The sequence below is a fragment of the Adlercreutzia sp. CNCM I-6215 genome, assembly GCF_977072315.1.
Window position 1 is genome coordinate 102,101 of the sequence record NZ_CDRVMA010000003.1, and the last position, 17,110, is coordinate 119,210.

The window sequence follows — 17,110 nt, forward strand, 5'->3', positions numbered from 1 at the left end:
AAATGACGCGGGAATGTCCCAGTTCGTTCCCTCCCTCGACCGTGCGGAAGTCGTATTTTTTTGCGACGAAAAAGCGGTCGGCGCGAGGAGCTAAAAGGGACTTCGACGGGTTTTCAGTGAGAAAAGGGCGGGACTTCGAGGCGCTCGATTCTCAAGCGGCGGTAGCAAAGACGCGTGCTTCGCGCTCGCCGAGACGGCAGTCAAGGTGGCGGGCGCAGCCGGCAGATTCGGTGTACGTCCCTCCGAAACCATGGAGGGATCGTAGCCAGCTTGTAGTTATTTTCCGAGACGGCTCTCCAAGGGAAAGACAAAGGGTGCCCGCTTTCTATAATGACCAGCGACACCCGTTCCTGCCCCGCGAGGCAGGAAATCTCTCATATATAAGGAGACATCTGTGGACATCCTCATCATGATCGTCTGCGCCGTTATCAGCATCGGCTTCCTCGTGTTCATCCACGAGGGCGGCCACTACCTGGCCGCTCGGGCCTTCGGCGTGCGCGTGACCGAGTTCATGCTGGGCCTGCCCGGCCCCTCCATCGGCTTCACGAAGGGCGAGACTCGTTATGGCGTCACGGCCGTGCCCCTCGGCGGCTACGCGAAGGTGTGCGGCATGGAGGCCGGCCCTTTGCAGCCGCACCTGCAGGAGGCGCTCGCGTCGCTTTACCGCCGCGGCACCGCCAACATGGAGGACGTGGCCCGCGATTGCGGCATCAGTGACGATGAAGCGTACAACGCCCTGGAAGAGCTGGTGGAATGGGGCAGCGTCATCGGGCCTTCCAAGGCCGATCAGTACAACACCTACCGCGCCCCGCGCGTTGCGCCCGGCAAGCGCGCTCTGAAGAAGGCGGCCGCGGCGGGGCTGCCGGCGCCCGTCTCCTACGAGCTGGGCCAAGCTCGCGAAGTGGCCGACCCCCATGCGCTTTACGAGTCCGAGTACCGCCAGCAGTACCGCTCGCTGCCCTTCTGGAAGCGTTCGGTCATCCTTTTGGCGGGCATTTTCATGAACCTGCTGTTCGCCATGCTCGTGTTCATTATCGTGTTCTCGATCATCGGTTTTCAGGTGCAGCATCCTGAAACGGGCGAGATCACGACCATCCATGCCTCGGTGCTGCAGGCGCTGCAGGCTGGCTTCATGTACATCGGCATGGTGATTCAGGCGGTCGCGGGCCTGTTCAACCCGGCTACGGCGGCTCAGACGGTGTCCGATTCCACCTCCATCGTTGGCATTGCCGTCATGTCGAAAGACTACTTCCAGGCGGGCCTTGTGGAGGCACTGGAGTTCATGGCTATGATCTCGGTCTCGCTGGGCATCATGAACCTGCTGCCCATCCCGCCACTCGATGGCGGCCGCTTCGTGGTGGAAATCTTCCAGAAGGGCACCCGCAAGACAGTGTCCCAGAAGGCCATGAACTATATGTCGCTGGCCGGTATGGCGCTCTTCCTCGGCTTCTTCGTCATCATGCTGAACCAGGACATCCAGCGGTTCGTCTTTGGCAACTGGGGCTAGGGGTTTAAACCTGTCGGACCCTCGCTGACTTCCTTGGGCGGATTCCGGACTTATAATTGGTGAAAGATAACGGTTGGAAAGGAAGTGGTCCGTGACCAAGGAACTGAAGCCCCATGACCGCACGCGGCGTGTGATGGTGGGGGATGTGCCGGTGGGCGGAGGCGCGCCGGTGGCGGTGCAGTCGATGTTGAACGCCCCGGCCGACGATGTGGCCGCCAACCTCGCGCAAATTGAGGCGCTGGCCGAGGCCGGCTGCGAGATCGTGCGCATGGCCATTCCGCGTCGGGACTGCCTGGACGCTTTCGAAGCCGTGTGCGCCGCGTCACCCTTGCCCGTGGTGGCCGACATCCATTTCGACGCCCGCATCGCCATCGAGGCGGCGGCCCGCGGCGCGGCCAAGCTGCGCATCAACCCCGGCAACATCGGCGGCCTGGAGGCCACCCGTGAGGTGATCGCTGCGGCGTCGGCGGCGGGCATCCCCATCCGCATCGGCGTGAACGCCGGCTCGCTCGACGACGCGCTGGCGGCCCGCGACGACCTGACGCTGCCCGAGAAACTGGCTGCCTCCGCTACCGAATACGTGCGCTTCTTCGAAGACGAGTGCGACTTCCACGACCTTGTGGTGTCAGCCAAGGCCCACGACGTGCAGACCACCATCGACACCTATCGCCTGTTGGCCGCCGAGCTGCCCGAGGTGCCGCTGCACATCGGCGTCACCGAGGCGGGCACCGCCTTCCAAGGCATCATCAAAAGCGCATGCGGCCTGGGCGTTCTTTTGGAAGAGGGTATCGGCGACACCATGCGCATCTCGCTCACGGACGACCCTGTGGTGGAAGTGCGGGCTTGCTGGACGCTGCTCGGCGCACTCGATTTGCGCCGCCGCAGCCCCGAGCTCATCAGCTGCCCTACCTGCGGCCGCTGCCAGGTGAACCTCATTGGGCTCGCGCAAGAAGTGGAAGAGCGCCTCGCTGCGGTGGACAAGCCGGTGAAGGTGGCAGTCATGGGGTGCGTGGTGAACGGCCCGGGCGAAGCCGCCGATGCCGATATCGGGGTGGCTTGCGGAGCGGGCGCGGGCGTTGTTTTCTCCCATGGTAAAATCGTCCGCAAAGTGCAAGAGTCGGAAATTGTTTCTGCCCTTATGGAGGAGTTGGAGAACCTATGACCCAGATTCTGCGTATGAGCAACCTGTATGCCCCCACCCTGAAGGAAGACCCGTCGGACGCCGACATCGACAGCGCGCGCCTGCTTTTGCGCGCGGGCATGCTGCGCAAGGCGGCATCGGGCCTGTACACGTTCCTTCCTTTGGGCTTCCGCGTGCTGAAGAAGATCGAGAACATCGTGCGCGAGGAAATGGACGCTTCTGGTGCCCAGGAAATTCTCATGCCGGTGCTGCAGCCGGCGGAGCTGTGGGAGGAAAGCGGGCGCTTGAACGACTACGGCCCCGAGCTCATGCGCCTTACCGACCGTCACGATCGCGAGATGTGCCTCGGTCCCACCCATGAGGAGATCATCGTGGCGCTCGTGCGCAACGAGCTGCGTTCCTACAAGGAGCTGCCCCAGAACCTCTACCAGATTCAGACGAAGTACCGCGATGAGATTCGCCCGCGCTTCGGCCTGTTGCGCTCTCGCGAGTTCGTCATGAAGGACGCCTACAGCTTCAACGCCACCCAGGAGTCGCTGCAGGAGACCTACGACGCCATGGGGAAGGCCTACGGCGCCATCTGCGACCGTTGCGGTTTGGATTACCGCGAGGTGGAGGCCGATGGCGGCCAGATCGGCGGCAAGGTGACCACCGAGTTCATGGCGCTGGCCGAATCGGGCGAGGCCGACCTGGTGTACTGCTCGTGCGGCTATGCGGCCGATGCCGAGGCCGGCGCGTGTTTGGCCCGCCCCACGCTGTACGAAGTGGACGCCATGGAGAAGATCGCCACGCCCGACGTGCACACTATTGCCGAGCTGGCCGCGTTCCTGAACATCCCCGAGTCCTCCACGGTGAAGGCGCTGTCCGGCAAGGACGCCGAGGGCAACCTCGTGTGCCTGTTCATCCCCGGCGACCATGAGCTGAACGAGCTCAAGATCGAGGGCCTCGTGCCCGGCTTCACGCTGCTGACTGACGAGGAGATGCTCGCCTTCGGTCTGTGCAAGGGCTCCATGGGGCCGGTGGGGCTGCCGGAGGGCGCCCGCATCATCGCCGCTACCAGCTTGCAGGCCATCCCGCAGTGGGTCGTGGGCGCCAACGAGGACGGCTACCACTACGTGGGCGCGCGTCTGGGCGAGGATTTCCAGGTGGACGAGTGGGCCGATCTGGCCACGGTGAAGCCCGGCGACTGCTGCCCTACGTGCGGACTTCCGTTGGAAGGCGCTCGCGGCATCGAGGTGGCCCAGATCTTCCAGCTTGGCGACAAGTACTCCCGTGCCATGGGCGCCACCTTCATGGACGAAGACGGCGAGGAGAAGCCCTTCATCATGGGCTGCTACGGCGTGGGCATCTCGCGCACGCTGGCCGCCATCGTCGAGCAACACAACGATGAGCACGGCATCATGTGGCCGCTGTCCGTGGCACCGGCCCATATTTGCGTGGTGCCGCTCACAGTGGGCGATAGCGAGGTGCAGCCCATGGCCGAGAAAATCGCGAAGGATCTGGCCGAGCTCGGCTTCGAGGTGGTCATCGACGACCGTGACGAGCGCGCCGGCGTGAAGTTCAACGACGCCGACCTCATCGGCTGGCCCGTGCAGATTGTCGTGGGCAAGCGCGGCCTGAAAGAGGGCAAGGTGGAGATGAAGCTGCGTCGCACGGGTGAGAAGAAGGAAGTAGCGCTGGACGCTTTGGCCGAGATGATGGGCTTTGCCCGCCGCGCCATGCGCGACAACGTCCTGCACGGCGCCGGCACCGGCGCCTTCGCCGCCATTTTCGGGTAGGGCAATAGACTCCTCAATCGACGAAGACCCCGGATCGCCTCTCGCGTTTCGGGGTCTTTCTCGCATTCGCGCCGAATGGACGCGAGCCGCGCCGAAAGCGCCCAATGTTCCATGAGCGCTTTCGGCTACCGTTTTGGCGAGCGGAGCTCCCGTTCGCGGCTCCCGTCAAAGTTTTGAGGCTTCCATCAAGGGAACGGTTTTGCCATCGCTCGAAATCGAGAGTGCGGTCGCTGATCGTGGCTTAGAATTCACGAAACATCGGAAATCGCGAGTCGGATCGAGGATTTTGGCTTGGAAAACACGAAACATCGGGCGAAAAGGATCCAAGAACCGCAAATCGTAATACGCCACCTGGGGAAACGTTCTTTGCTGTATTGCAAAAAGTTGAAAATCGGGCCTAATTTCTGATGTTTCGTGATTTCTAAGCCATTTCAGCGCCTCGAGCTTCAGTTTTTAATTGTGATCAAGTCAATCAACCTTTGACGGGGCAGTAACAGTGCTGCCCCGTCGTCGCGTCCAGGCGCCATGGCCACCTATGATGGAGAAGCTAACTCAACGAGAACGGAGGCTTCGAAATGACGACGATTGCCGATGGATTGAAAGACGTGTTCCTGGCCGGCGTGGGCGCCATGGCACTTGGTGCGGAGAAAACCCAGGAACTGGTGGAACAGCTGATCGCCAAGGGCGAGATCACCGTGGAGCAAGGTAAGGCCATTAACTCCGAGGTGCTGAAGCAGGCTCAGGCTACGGCCGAGCGCGTGGGACGCGACGCGCAGACGGCAGCTGGCGAGGCGGCCCACCAGGCCAAGACCGCAGCCAGCCATTTGAACGATCAGGCCAAGACGGCCGTAGAGTTGGCTCACGAGCAGACCGAGGCTGCCGTGTCCATGGCGCGCTCCCAGGCCGAGATGGCTGCCGATGCGGCCAAGAAGGCGGCGGGGGAGGCCAAGAAGGATTCCGCCGATTTCGCTACGGCCCTGAAGCACGACGTGCTGGAGGCTCAGATGGCCATGATGACCCCCGAGCAGCGCGCCGAGTTCGCCAAAAAAGCCGCCGAAATCGCCGCCCGCGACGCGAAAGCAGAATAACTGGCAGGAAATCTTGCCCCACAGTTCTTCATTTAGGAACAAAAAGGAACCCGCATGTCGCGGGTTCCTTTCGTAGGGAGGGCTTTAGGGCGCTTCTTACCAAGTGCCGGCGGGCAGGTTCTTGCCCAGCAGGTAGCCAAAGGTGGTGCAGGCGCCACCGAGGTTGATGCCCGGTACGTGGTAGTCGTACACATCGCCGTACATGTCGCCGACTACGGTGCCCACGCCGTAAAGGCCGGGAATGGGATCGTTGTTCGAGTCGCACACGTGCATCTGGATGTCGGTGTTCAGGCCGCCGGTGATGCACAGGGTGTAGGGCTCGTTGCGAATGCCGTAGAAGGGCGGCTGCTTTACCGGCAACAGGAAGCGCTTGTCCTTGTGGAACTCATCGTCAAGCCCGGTCTCGCAGTAGCCGTTGTAGCGTTCCACCTGGGCGAGGAAGGCGTCGCGGGGAAGCCCCAGGCCGTCGGCCAGCTCTTCCAAGGTGTCGGCCTTCACGGCTGTCTCGGCCATGGTGGCGTCGAATCCGGCGTACTCGTCGGTGGTGGTCCAATCGGTGTTCGGGTCGAACAGCATCTCGATGGCGTCTTTTACTTCCTGGGTGTCGCGGGGCTCCCCTCCGATGCGGTCGCCCTGCCAGGGAGCCGAGGCCTCTACCCAGTTGGCGTCCCAAATGAGGAAGGCGCATCCGTCGGGCTGCACGCGCTGGGGATAGGGCATATAGCCGTAGGTGCAGTTCTCGTTGGAGTAGCGCACGCCCTTGTTGTTCACGAGCAGGCCGGGGAAGGTGGTCAGTGCGCCCTCTGCCCACCAGCGGCAGGGAAGTACCTCGTCGCCCATGGTGGCGAGCATGGGCGCATTGGGGGTGTACTTCTGCCAAGCCGCACCGATCCACAGGGCCAGCTTCAGGCCGCTGCCGTCGTACACACCGCCGTTGCCGAAGGGCAAGGCGATGGGGCAGTACTTCGCTACCATGTCCTTGTCCTGGGAGAAGTCGCCCGTGGCCAGCACGACGCCCTTCGAGGCGTTGTAGCGCGTGTACTTGCCGTCGGCCTTGGCGACACATCCGGTGACGCGGCCGGTGTTGTCGCCCTCGCGGTCGAGCTGCACGGCGGTGGTGTTGTAGAAGATGCGGCCGCCAGCCTTCTGAATCTCCTCGGCCAGGGCCTCTACGACGATCTGCTGGGAAGCGCCGGCGGCTTGGGCTCCCTCGGCCACGAAGGAGTGGGACACGTTCAGCGTCTTCAGCGGGCCGCCGTCCCACCAGTTCTTGCCGCCGTCCTGCTGGTTGTTCTCGATGACGGCGGTGATGCCGTAGGGCTCCACCTTGTCCATGAGCCAGTTCATGGCGTTGCCGGACTCATCGTAAACCAGCCACCATTTCTCCTGATCCAGGCGGAAGCTGTTGGCGGCGAAGATGTCTTGGAAGATAGGTTCGATTTCCTCGCGGGTGTAATCCATGCCCAGCTCGTGGGTCAGCCGCGTGTTGAAGGCGGCGTTCGAGCCGCCGCGAGACACTGGCCCCGAGCTAGAGGCGATGAGCACCACGTCAGCCCCTTCCTCGACGGCCGAGGTAGCCGTCACCAGACCGCCCACGCCGGCGCCGATGACCAAGATCTCGCAATCGACGGTCTCGGTGATCTCGCTCTCATCGATGGGCTCGGGCGGAATTTCGAAGTTCCACTTCGCGTTCGTGAACTTCTCGGCGTCCAGGATGAGCTCGCCCTCGCCGGTCGAAGATAGCTCGCCAGGCTCCTTCGGCGCGCAGCCGGCCAGCCCCAGCGTGCCCGCGGCCACAGCGGCCGCCCCTGCCACGCCAGCGCCCTTCAAGAAGCTGCGTCGATCCATGTTTGTCTGAGTCATTGAAGTTCCCTCCTTGGGTCGTTCCCTGGCCTCGCTGCTTGTTGGCGATAGCCGTTTCCGCGTTCCGCCTCGGATTCGGCGGGACGCAGGTTCACCTTAGGGCTGCCGCCTCCCTGTCGCGTCACTCGCTTTGGACGAATTCTGGCTGGTAGGCGCCGTTGCGCGGACTATCTCACTCGAAAGGAGTGATGGACGATGCGGGGCATCTTTTATACTGAGACATTGGAGGATAAGGTGCGCTGTCGGGGAGGGCAGGCCATGGAGAATCGGAAAGCAAAGAACAGCGGCCTCTTCGGTCGTCCGACTCAGTTCGATGTGGGCGTCGGCGTGCTGTACTTCTTCACATCGCACATGGTTATCCGGGCGTTGTACTACGTGGGCATCGACCGCACGCCCTGGGAGCTTACGGTATTCTTTCTCACCGTGATTCTCTCCATTATTATCGCCCATGGACTCGCCGGGCCGCTCTTGCGGGGGCGCCTGTTGGTAGAGACAAGCTTCGGCGTGCCGGCGGTCAGCGTGTTGGCAGCTGTGGGTGCGCTGGTGGCTCTCGTGTCGGTGCTGCCGGTGGTGGGCGTGGGCTTCTTCTACGCCTCGGGGGCGCTTTTAGGGTTCGCCTGCGGATGGATCGTCGTCATTTGGTCATCCACTATTCGGCCGGCTCATCCCGACCGAAACTCGTTCCATATTGATCCGTCGCTCCTCGTGGCTGTGGCGGTATACTTCCTGTTCCGCTGCGTGAGCTCGCTTTCCGAGGCGGTGGGCGAGGGCTTTCTGCTTGCGTTGCCGCTGGTAGCTCTGGCATGCATCGTCCGCAGCGACAAGGAAGGCGGGGCGTCGGCAGTGAGCGAGCGGGCGCAGTCGTTGGAAGTCCTCGTCGTGGTAGCTGCCGCTTTCGCTGTTGGCTGCAGCTTGGTGGTGTACCTGTCGGGGCACGAATCGGAGATGCTCTCGTCGGGCTTGAACTACATGGTGCTGTTCGAGGTGCTGGCCGTGACCCTCATTATTTGCTGCTGCGGTCTTTTGCGGGCTTTCGCGGAACGCTCGAATGGGGAAGGTTCGAAGGTGGCGACGGTCGTTACGCTGGTTCTGTGCTATGGACCCGCATTCGCCATCGGGCTGCTCATGGGCAGTGCGGGCATTCCCTCGCACTCGCCGGATGCGTTGTGGGAAAGCAACATGTGGGTGCTTGTCATCGCCATCTTCGCCTATGACATCCGCGACTCTCCCTATGCGGTGCGCGGTCTGGCCGTGGGCCTCATGTTCGAAGCCATGTGCGTTGCGCAGTTGATCGCGCGGTTCTCGACGCTCGACTTCACGCTGAATTCTGTTGCGGTGGCCGTGGCGCTGGCGGCGTTGTACCTGCTGTGCGTGGTCAATCAGTTGGTGCGCGGGGCGGGCCGGCAGGATGCGCGTGCTCTCGATCAAGTGGGGCGGCGGCAGTGGCGTGGGCCGGCGTCGGCCAGGCACGAGGTGAACACTTCAATGGATATGGGCGTTCGGCTAGCATTGAGCTCTCCGGGACTTGCGGAAGAGGTTGCGGCATTGGAAGCCGACTCCGATGAGACCGCCGAAGGGGCGGCCGCATCCGATGCGGCGACGGATGACGCTCCGATGGTTTCCGAGCCCGATGGCGACGAGGGTGTTCCTGCAGAGATAGCCGCTTATTGCCAAGATTTGGCGGTCGAGTACGGTCTCACGCCGCGTGAGGCGGAGATCCTCGCTTTGGTGGCCTTGGGCCGCAGTGCGAAGTACATTTCCGAGGAGCTGACCGTCTCCTACAACACCACGCGCACCCATGTGCGCCACATCTACGAGAAGCTCAACATTCACAGCAAGCAGGAGCTCATCGATCTCGTGCTCTTTGGCTCGGGCGTGATGTAGGGGAGCGTTACTCAAGTGAACTTTAGTAAAGTCGACTTGAGTAAAATAGATTTGAGTAATTTGATCATTCGGACGAGGGAGCGATTGAGGCTCAGGCATGCTCGGGCGTCATGATGCCGTCTGAGCGGCAGTCGACGTTGATTTGGCGTGATTGGTGGCGCAGCTACAAAGGAGCTGCAGCCCCGTGGTAAACTTCTCGATTACCATTGAACTACCACGACGAAAGCGATTCCATGGCTGATTTCATTGAAGGCAAGCGTCCTGTTATTGAGGCGCTGCGCACTCACGTGCCGCTGAAGTACATCCTCATGGCCGACAACCTGAGCCAGGGCGACAGCCTGGTGCGCGACATCCAGCGCAAGGCGAAGAACCTGGACGTGCCTATTAAGAAGGTATCGAAGAAGAAGCTCGACGAGATTTCCGAGCGCGGTAGCCACCAGGGCGTCATGGCCGAGACGGCTCCATTCAACTACGTGAACGTGACGACGATTCTGGACGCGGCGAAGCAGTCGGCCGAGGAGCACGACGGCCGCGCGCTCATTGTGGTGCTCGACCACATCACCGACGCCGGTAACTTGGGGGCCATCGCCCGTTCGGCCGAGTGCGTGGGCGCTTCCGGCATTGTCATTCCCAACAAGCGCGCCGCCCGCGTGACCGCCGCCACCTACAAAAGCTCGGCCGGGGCTATTTCTCACATTCCCGTCACCCAGGTGGCGAACCTCGTGAGCACCATCGAGCGTCTGAAGGACGAGGGCTTCTGGGTGGCCGCCGCCACCGAGCACGCTTCCGATCTCATTTGGCAGTCGAACCTCAAGGGCAAGATCGCGCTCGTGATGGGCAACGAGGGTGAAGGCGTGTCGCGCCTTGTGCTGGAGAACTGCGATTTCGGCGTGAAGCTGCCCCAGGTGGGGGAGATTTCCTCGTTGAACGTGGCCCAGGCCTCCACCGCCTGCATGTACGAGTGGCTGCGCCAGAACTGGGAATAGGCCGCAGATCGCGTCATGGCCAAGCAGCGGAAAAAGCTCCTCATCGTTGACGGGTACAACGTGCTGCGGTCGGGCAGCCGGTATCGGTGGCAGCCGCGGGCCGATGAGGACTACACCGACGATTTCTTCAACGCCGCCCGCGACCGGCTTATCAACGACGTGGTGAACTATGCCGGGCGCGACATGGGCGCCATCGTCGTCTTCGACGCCGCCGACAACGAGTTGTCCCAGGGCAGTCGCACGAAGATCGGCGGCGTCCAGGTGATCTTCTCGCCGGCGGGCCAGTCGGCTGACAAGGTGATTGAGAAGCTGGCCTATGACGCGGGCAAGCGCGGCGTGGAGACCATGGTGGTCACGAGCGACGCCGCCATCCAGGACACGGTGTTCGGCGGCGGCGTCGATCGCATGAGCGCCGACGGCTTCTCCCATGAGATGGGCGAGTACTACGAAGATGCGCGTTTGGATGACGCCCCGAAGGTGGCGCGCAAGAACACCGTCGCCGAGCGCATTCCCGCCGACACCCTAGCGCGCCTGAAGGCACTGCGGGACGGCCGCTAGCGAGCGCGAATGCTGCCGTGCGTGTGGTGACTGCTGGGGTATTGTCCCAGTTCAGCGCTTCCGCAACCAATAATTGCGGAAAATGACAACGCGAATTGGTTCCGTGGCAAAGAGGTTTTCGGTAGGCTCCAAGGCGTTTTTGAGAGGCAATCGCAGAAGAAAGGCAGCACACCATGAATGTCGAAATTGCCGAGCGCTTGGCCGCGCGCCGGAGGCTTGCGGGACTGTCGCAGGAGGCCCTGGCGGAGAAGCTGGGCGTGTCGCGCCAGGCCGTTTCCAAGTGGGAGCGCTCCGAGTCGTCGCCCGACACCGACAACCTCATTGCCCTGGCGAAGCTCTACGGCGTGTCGCTGGATGAGCTTCTGTACGTGGACGAATCCATCGAAGACGACGTGGCCTTCGAGGCCGCCGACCGCGCGGAAGCGCGTGGCGCGAGCAGGGTTGTCGTCGCGGAAGCTTCGGAAGAGACGGCTTCGCCAGAGGGTGGTGGCGTTGGCGATGCATGTGATGCCGAGACAGCCGAGGGCGTTGACTTCGAAAAGGAGGGCCGCGGCAAGGTGCACTTCGGGCCCGGTGGCATTCACGTGGACGACGGCAAGGACCATGTGCACGTGTCCTGGGCCGAGGGCGTGCACGTGGTCGACCGCCACGGCGAAGAGGTGCACGTCGGTTGGGACGGGGTGCGCGTCAACACGACGGATCCTGAGACGGCAGAGCATATCTTCACGCGCGACAATCCCTTCGGGGTATCGCCCGGTGGCTTCGATGCCGAGCGAGCCAAGAAGTGGCTGAAGTTCCCCTTCTGGGCCTTGGTGATCGTGGCTTATCTCGCCTTCGGTATGCTCAGCGGCATTTGGGGGCCGACGCTCTTTCTGCTGTTCCTCATTCCCGTGTATTACATTGTGGGCGCGGCAGTCGCATCTCACCGCATCGCTCCCATGCTGTGCGCGTTGTATCCTATTGGGTCGATCGCCTGGTTTCTTTGGATGACCTTCGTTGATGTCCATTGGCATGGTCCCGCCTGGGTCATCTTCCTCACCATCCCGCTCGTAGAGGTCATCATCGTTCAGCTCTCCAAATGGTGGAACGGCCGCAAGAGCGGCACTTTCAAAAATAGCGCCATCTAGGCTCCTGCGGTACACTAAGCGGAATTTTTTGGCGCGCCTCAAGCTATCTCTCCAGAGATATCCGTGCTATACTCTGGGAAGTATCTCTGGAGAGATAGGTAGACTATGGAACCTATGACATTATTTCACGGTTCGCCTCAAATAGTGGCTCACCCCTTCTATGGCGGTGGCAGGTCCTATAACGACTATGGCCACGGATTCTATTGCACCGAGCATATTGAATTGGCGCGCGAGTGGGCCTGTTCAGAGGAAGGCTACGACGGCTATGCCAATGAGTATCGCTTCGACGGCCGTGGCTTTAAGGTTCTCGAGCTTTCCTCTCCGGAATATTCGACGCTTCATTGGCTGGCGTTGTTGCTGGAGCATCGCAAAATCGATCTGCGCACTCCGGTGGCTCAAGCGGGCAGCGAGTTTCTTCGTGCCCACTACCTGTTGGATGCGGAATCGTTCGACGTCATCGTGGGGCACCGCGCCGATGACAGCTACTTTACCTTTGCCCGCGCCTTTTTGCGCAACGATATTTCTTTGGAGCAGCTGACGCGCGCTCTGCGTCTTGGTGATTTAGGCCAGCAGATTGTGCTTAAAAGCCCGAGAGCATTCGAAGCCATCGAATTCGTTGAAGCCACGGTGGCTCCCAGTGCTGTTTACTACCCCAAGCGGAAAGAGCGCGACGAAAAGGCGCGAGCGCTCTATCGCGAGGAGGCTGCCCGGGAGGGCATTGATGGCATTTACCTGCGCGACCTTTTGCGAGATGAGGTGACCGATCTTGCGGGCCTATAGCGAAGACTATCTGTTCGATGCCATGGAAGTGCTGGGAGAGGCGTTCGATTGCGCGGCCAACCGTGCCGGCCTGAGACTCGGCCAGTTCTTCGAAATGTTCGTAGCGACGGGGGTCGCCGATGCGTTCGGTGCCGGCGCTCCGCGCTATGTGAGCGGTTCGTCGGGCATCGAGCTGGTGCTTGACGTATGCTATCGGGCCGGGTTAGATGTCGGCATTCCCCTCGCCGATATGACGGCCGATGGGGAAGGTCCCGACTATTGGTGCGGTTGGGTTCTAGCTTACTGGCAGTGGGAAACGGGGCGCCCTTTCCGGACCATAGGACGCGTGACGACCATGGAGGAAATTCGTGCGCTATACTGGCCACTTCACGAAGCAGCCGAGCAGAAATTCGTCGAAGTGATCGAAGAGCGTGTGGCCCGGCGGGGCGCTCCTCTGAAATCGTGGCGCGAGCAAAGGGGTCTTTCTCAAGTGGCGTTGGCGGAGAAATCGGGCGTCTCGTTGAGGGCGATTCAGCAGTATGAGCAGCGATGCAAGAACATCAATCACGGCCAGGGAGTATCGCTCTATCGGCTCGCCCAAACGCTGGGTTGCCGCATTGAGGATCTGCTCGAGTATCCGTTGTGACCGATGGCGTTGATGACTTGCATTGCGAAGGGAGCGCAGATGGGTCGGATGATTCGTTGCAGGCTCCGTAAATTCCCTGTTCGTGGGTGGGGCAACCGGTGGTTGTCGGGGATTTTTTGCTCGTTTCTGGTAAATTGACCACATAAGGTGCTAGTGCAACCAGGGTTGAAACCATAGGGTGAAAGGCGAGATGTGACGAACAAGACGCGAAAGGGAACCGTGATGAACGTCGAAATCGCCCAACGCCTTGCCGAGCTGCGCCGCGAGCGCGGCTTCTCCCAAGAGGGGCTGGCCGAGCAGCTGGGGCTGTCGCGCCAGGCCGTCTCCAAGTGGGAGCGGGCCGAGTCGGCACCCGATATGGGCAACCTCATTGCCCTGGCCGACTTGTACGAAGTGACCTTAGACGAGCTTTTGCGCGTGAGCCCCGAGGTGGCCGACGATGTGCGCTTTGAGTCCCAGGAGCGCGCCGAGTCGGTGGAAACCGAAGCCGCCGCCGCGGCTGAGGCGGCGCTGGCAGCTGCGGCGCGGGCCGAGGCGGCGGCCGCAACGGCAGCCGAGGCGCCTGAAGCGCCCAAGGTGGTCGTGGAGGTGAGCGCGCCGGGCCATCGGCCACCGAGTGCGGGCTATGGCCCGGGTGTGCTTCCCCACGGTTCGCCGGCATCGCCGCAGAGCCCGGGTGCCTGCCCTCCTGGCTCCTGCCCACCGGGTTCCATTCCGCCAGCGTCTTCGGTGCCCATTGCGCCGCCACCGACGCCCCAACCGAAAGATCCGCTGCAGTCGTTTCCCTACCCGCTTCTGTGCGCGGTCATCTTCCTGCTTGCCGGCTTCTGCTTCGGCTGGTGGCACCCGGCCTGGGTCATCTTTCTCACCATTCCCTTCTACTATTGGGTGGTGAACACCTTGGAGGCCGACCCGTCTTACCAAGCTTGGTTGGCCGAACGCCAGGATGTCGCGGCGAAAAGCGATTCCTCCTCCGAAGGGGGTGCCCGATGAGGCTGGAGCGGAGTACCTATGTGAAGATCGCGCTCATCGTGCTGCTTTGCCTGGGGGTTTGCGGGTTCTTCGGCGGCTGTCGCGGCATCGTTCCCGGAGGCGGCTCGCTGTTTGCGCCCGGTGGCTTGATGGGCTGTGTGGGCTGGAACGCCATGGGCGAGATCGCCGGATACGCGGGAGACGCGGTCGGCGAGATGGCCGACTATGCGGGCGATGCCGCGAGTGAGGTGGCGGATGCGACGCTGCACAGTGGCGTGCGGGGCGGCGTCGCAGCGACGAACGAGGGCAGCCATTTCGAAATCGATGCCAGCGAGGTAAACGCCATCGATCTGAACTGGCTCGCTGGGTCGGGCTCCGTACGCGTGGTGCCCGATAGCGAGACCGGCGGCGCAATTGTCGTGAACGAGACCATGCACGGCGGCCCGCAACCCGTTATGGCCTGCAGCACGAACGACGGCGTGCTTTCCATCGACTACATGGAGGGTAGCGGTGGCCTGTCGGGATGCTCGCTTGGCACGTGGGGCAGCAAGGACGTAGAGCTGCTTATCCCTGAATCGGCGGCGTCTCTCGAGCGGTTCGTTCTTGAGGCAGCCTCAGGCGAGTACGGCATCGACGGAGCGGATGCCGTGCTGTGCGGGAAGATGGAGCTCGATGTCGCCTCGGGTTCCGTCTCGGTTAGCCGTACGTCGGTGACCGACCTCGAGCTGAGCCTCGCAAGTGGTAACGTCGCTTACGAAGGATCCGTCGCCAAGACGCTGCGCATCGATCAGGCGTCAGGCGAGTTTCGCCTTGGGCAGTGCTCGCCTGCTCCAGAAACCATTGCGGGCTCCCTCGCTTCGGGTCATATCATCCTGGAGCTTCCCGCCGACACGGCACTGAAGGCCAACGTCAACAAGACCTCGGGCAACTTCACGAACGACTTTGCCGAGTCTGCGGGCGACTCCTCCCAACCCTGCGACCTTTCCTTCGACATTATAAGCGGCAACTTGGAGGTGCTCGGCGTCGAGTAAATGGTGTGCAACCCCATAGCCTTCAACAGAAAAGGGGCGACCTGATGGTCGCCCCTGCTGCGCGCAAATACCTCATGGGGTACTGCATTTGTGCGATGCGCTTATAGTCGGGCCTTTCTATCATCCATTGGCAGAGAAATTTGGAGGATGATAAAGAAAGGCGGTAGCATGGCTGACTTTGAAGCCATTGTCGTGGGGGCTGGGTGTGCCGGTTCTGTCGCTGCATACGAGTTGGCCCGATCGGGTAAGTCTGTGCTTCTTATCGAGCGCGGAAACTATGCAGGGGCGAAGAATATGACCGGAGGGCGCATCTATTCTCACTCTTTGGCGAAGGTGTTCCCGGATTTTGAGCAGGAAGCTCCCTTAGAACGCAAGATAACCCACGAGAAAATATCCTTGCTCGCGCCCGATGCCTGTTTTACCGTCGATTTCTCATCGGAAGCGATGCTTGCCCCGAATTCCGATTCATATTCGGTGCTGCGCGCGCCTTTCGACCAGTGGCTCGCGTCGAAGGCGGAGGAAGCGGGAGCGGAGGCCATCTACGGCATTGCTGTCGAGAGTCTTGTGAAAGATGAAACCGGCAAAGTGATAGGCGTGAAGGCGGGCGAGGACGAAATTACGGCTGATGTTGTTCTGCTTTGCGATGGAGTGAACTCTCTGCTTACCAAGCAGGCGGTTGGCGCCGCGCGGCCGCCCGCGAGTGGGATTGCTGTCGGCATCAAGCAGACCATCGAGCTGCCTCCCTCTGTTATCACTGATCGAGTGCTTTCGGGCTCAGATGAAGAGGGAGCAGCGTGGCTGTTCGCGGGAGATGCGACAAAGGGGACATTCGGAGGCGGTTTTGCCTATACGAACAAGTCGTCCATCTCCATTGGCTTGGTTGCAGGGATCGAAGCGACGATGAACCATGGTCGAGCGCCGGTTTACCAGATGCTCGAGGACTTCAAGCAGCATCCGGCGATCGCGCCTCTGATTGCCGGCGGCAAGGTGGTTGAGCACTCGGGGCATATGGTTCCTGAGGGTGGCTTGAGCATCATGCCCCCTCTTGTGGGAGATGGCGTGCTTCTCGCGGGGGAGAGCGCCATGATGTGCATCAATTTGGGATATCAGGTTCGCGGCATGGATTTCGCCATTGCAGCTGGCATGCACGCCGGCCGGGAGGCGGCGCGCGCGTTAAGCGCCGGAGATACTTCCGCGCAGGGGCTGCAGGGCTATACGGCGGCCCTCGAGAACTGCTTCGTCATGCAGGACTTGCGCCAGTTCTCGAAGGTGCCTTCTTTCATGGAAGGCTTCCATCGCATGTTCGATGGGTATCCGCAGGCGATTCGAGACATTATGAACACCATGTTCGTGGTTGATGGCGAGCCGGTTCGGCCTCTGAAGAAGAACCTGAAGCCGGTGCTGGGGCAAATCGGAGTTGTCAATATGGCCCGCGATGCGATGGGAGCGATGAAGGCATTATGAGTGTGCAGCAAATTACGGTGAACGTTGACGGCTATCTGGCGTTAAACAAATACGAGGTCGATGAGGCCAACGCTCATATCGAGCTTGTCGAGGATCCCTCTGACGAGGAATTCGACAAGCTTGTCATGGTGTGTCCGGCGGCCCTGTACAAGCGAGAGCCCGACGGAACGACAAGCTTCGATTATGCGGGTTGCCTCGAGTGCGGCACATGTCGCATCGCCTGTGGGGACACCATAATCGCTCGGTGGGAGAACCCTCAGCCCACCATGGGAGTGGAATACCGTTTCGGTTAAGTCTTTCTTTAGG

The 17,110-nt window shown here is 61.6% G+C and carries 15 protein-coding genes; 14 read left to right on the forward strand and 1 reads right to left on the reverse strand.

The genetic code is table 11. The features are described from left to right. Positions 1–394: 394 nt before the first annotated feature. From ACW4LP_RS03380 to ACW4LP_RS03395, 4 genes are all read left to right on the forward strand, one after another. Entirely contained in the window at positions 395–1,507 is a 1,113-nt protein-coding gene (locus ACW4LP_RS03380) for a site-2 protease family protein (RefSeq protein ID WP_451916853.1), read from the forward strand. 91 nt (positions 1,508–1,598) lie between these two features. Further along, positions 1,599–2,669, forward strand: a complete 1,071-nt coding sequence (gene ispG, locus ACW4LP_RS03385) for a flavodoxin-dependent (E)-4-hydroxy-3-methylbut-2-enyl-diphosphate synthase (RefSeq protein WP_418712528.1) — start codon at positions 1,599–1,601, stop codon at positions 2,667–2,669. Further along, the gene (locus ACW4LP_RS03390) at positions 2,666–4,426 is read left to right on the forward strand and encodes a proline--tRNA ligase (RefSeq protein ID WP_161128357.1); all 1,761 of its coding nucleotides are present in this window, start codon (positions 2,666–2,668) and stop codon (positions 4,424–4,426) included. Before ispG ends, ACW4LP_RS03390 begins: the two co-directional genes overlap by 4 nt. Before the next feature lie 575 nt (positions 4,427–5,001). Further along, the gene (locus ACW4LP_RS03395; protein WP_270356474.1) at positions 5,002–5,514 is read left to right on the forward strand and encodes a hypothetical protein; all 513 of its coding nucleotides are present in this window, start codon (positions 5,002–5,004) and stop codon (positions 5,512–5,514) included. Between the two features lie 96 nt (positions 5,515–5,610). Here ACW4LP_RS03395 and ACW4LP_RS03400 read toward each other — a convergent pair whose 3' ends face one another. After that, positions 5,611–7,377: an FAD-dependent oxidoreductase gene (locus ACW4LP_RS03400; RefSeq protein ID WP_270356473.1), complete on the reverse strand. Its 1,767-nt coding sequence runs from the start codon at positions 7,375–7,377 to the stop codon at positions 5,611–5,613. Positions 7,378–7,635: 258 nt separating this feature from the next. Here ACW4LP_RS03400 and ACW4LP_RS03405 point away from each other — a divergent pair, with 258 nt between their 5' ends. The 10 genes from ACW4LP_RS03405 (at position 7,636) to ACW4LP_RS03450 (ending at position 17,097) form a co-directional block, all read left to right on the forward strand. Next, positions 7,636–9,261 carry a helix-turn-helix transcriptional regulator gene (locus ACW4LP_RS03405; protein WP_418712530.1) on the forward strand — a complete coding sequence of 542 codons (1,626 nt, stop codon included), beginning with the start codon at positions 7,636–7,638 and terminating at the stop codon, positions 9,259–9,261. Positions 9,262–9,494: 233 nt separating this feature from the next. Beyond that, positions 9,495–10,247, forward strand: coding sequence for a 23S rRNA (guanosine(2251)-2'-O)-methyltransferase RlmB (gene rlmB / locus ACW4LP_RS03410; RefSeq protein WP_418712531.1), 753 nt, complete (start codon positions 9,495–9,497; stop codon positions 10,245–10,247). Positions 10,248–10,262: 15 nt separating this feature from the next. Then, positions 10,263–10,805, forward strand: a complete 543-nt coding sequence (locus ACW4LP_RS03415) for an NYN domain-containing protein (protein ID WP_114548217.1) — start codon at positions 10,263–10,265, stop codon at positions 10,803–10,805. Positions 10,806–10,978: 173 nt separating this feature from the next. Then, complete coding sequence (locus tag ACW4LP_RS03420; protein ID WP_114548216.1) at positions 10,979–11,932, forward strand: helix-turn-helix domain-containing protein; 954 nt, start codon at positions 10,979–10,981, stop codon at positions 11,930–11,932. Between the two features lie 105 nt (positions 11,933–12,037). Further along, on the forward strand, positions 12,038–12,712 hold the full coding sequence (locus ACW4LP_RS03425) for a DUF3990 domain-containing protein (protein ID WP_114548215.1): 675 nt from the start codon (positions 12,038–12,040) through the stop codon (positions 12,710–12,712). Next, positions 12,699–13,337 carry a helix-turn-helix domain-containing protein gene (locus ACW4LP_RS03430; RefSeq protein WP_114538663.1) on the forward strand — a complete coding sequence of 213 codons (639 nt, stop codon included), beginning with the start codon at positions 12,699–12,701 and terminating at the stop codon, positions 13,335–13,337. Before ACW4LP_RS03425 ends, ACW4LP_RS03430 begins: the two co-directional genes overlap by 14 nt. Before the next feature lie 192 nt (positions 13,338–13,529). Further along, on the forward strand, positions 13,530–14,330 hold the full coding sequence (locus tag ACW4LP_RS03435; protein WP_417303628.1) for a helix-turn-helix domain-containing protein: 801 nt from the start codon (positions 13,530–13,532) through the stop codon (positions 14,328–14,330). Further along, a complete protein-coding gene (locus ACW4LP_RS03440; RefSeq protein ID WP_114538665.1) occupies positions 14,327–15,340 on the forward strand; it encodes a DUF4097 family beta strand repeat-containing protein in 1,014 nt (337 codons plus the stop codon). The genes ACW4LP_RS03435 and ACW4LP_RS03440 overlap by 4 nt, the downstream gene beginning before the upstream one ends. Before the next feature lie 168 nt (positions 15,341–15,508). After that, positions 15,509–16,804 (forward strand): FAD-dependent oxidoreductase, encoded by a 1,296-nt coding sequence (locus ACW4LP_RS03445; RefSeq protein WP_114538666.1) that lies wholly within the window; start codon positions 15,509–15,511, stop codon positions 16,802–16,804. Continuing rightward, the gene (locus ACW4LP_RS03450) at positions 16,801–17,097 is read left to right on the forward strand and encodes a ferredoxin family protein (protein ID WP_114538832.1); all 297 of its coding nucleotides are present in this window, start codon (positions 16,801–16,803) and stop codon (positions 17,095–17,097) included. Before ACW4LP_RS03445 ends, ACW4LP_RS03450 begins: the two co-directional genes overlap by 4 nt. Positions 17,098–17,110 lie beyond the last annotated feature (13 nt).

Excerpts from the sequence above, each read along its gene's own strand:
- ACW4LP_RS03425 (WP_114548215.1), top strand. The coding sequence starts at position 12,038 with ATGGAACCTATGACATTATTTCACGGTTCGCCTCAAATAGTGGCTCAC.
- ACW4LP_RS03390 (WP_161128357.1), top strand. The coding sequence starts at position 2,666 with ATGACCCAGATTCTGCGTATGAGCAACCTGTATGCCCCCACCCTGAAG.
- ACW4LP_RS03405 (WP_418712530.1), top strand. The coding sequence starts at position 7,636 with ATGGAGAATCGGAAAGCAAAGAACAGCGGCCTCTTCGGTCGTCCGACT.
- ACW4LP_RS03445 (WP_114538666.1), top strand. The coding sequence starts at position 15,509 with ATGGCTGACTTTGAAGCCATTGTCGTGGGGGCTGGGTGTGCCGGTTCT.
- ACW4LP_RS03450 (WP_114538832.1), top strand. The coding sequence starts at position 16,801 with ATGAGTGTGCAGCAAATTACGGTGAACGTTGACGGCTATCTGGCGTTA.
- ACW4LP_RS03420 (WP_114548216.1), top strand. The coding sequence starts at position 10,979 with ATGAATGTCGAAATTGCCGAGCGCTTGGCCGCGCGCCGGAGGCTTGCG.
- ACW4LP_RS03400 (WP_270356473.1), bottom strand. The coding sequence starts at position 7,377 with ATGACTCAGACAAACATGGATCGACGCAGCTTCTTGAAGGGCGCTGGC.
- ACW4LP_RS03395 (WP_270356474.1), top strand. The coding sequence starts at position 5,002 with ATGACGACGATTGCCGATGGATTGAAAGACGTGTTCCTGGCCGGCGTG.
- ACW4LP_RS03440 (WP_114538665.1), top strand. The coding sequence starts at position 14,327 with ATGAGGCTGGAGCGGAGTACCTATGTGAAGATCGCGCTCATCGTGCTG.
- ACW4LP_RS03415 (WP_114548217.1), top strand. The coding sequence starts at position 10,263 with ATGGCCAAGCAGCGGAAAAAGCTCCTCATCGTTGACGGGTACAACGTG.
- rlmB (WP_418712531.1), top strand. The coding sequence starts at position 9,495 with ATGGCTGATTTCATTGAAGGCAAGCGTCCTGTTATTGAGGCGCTGCGC.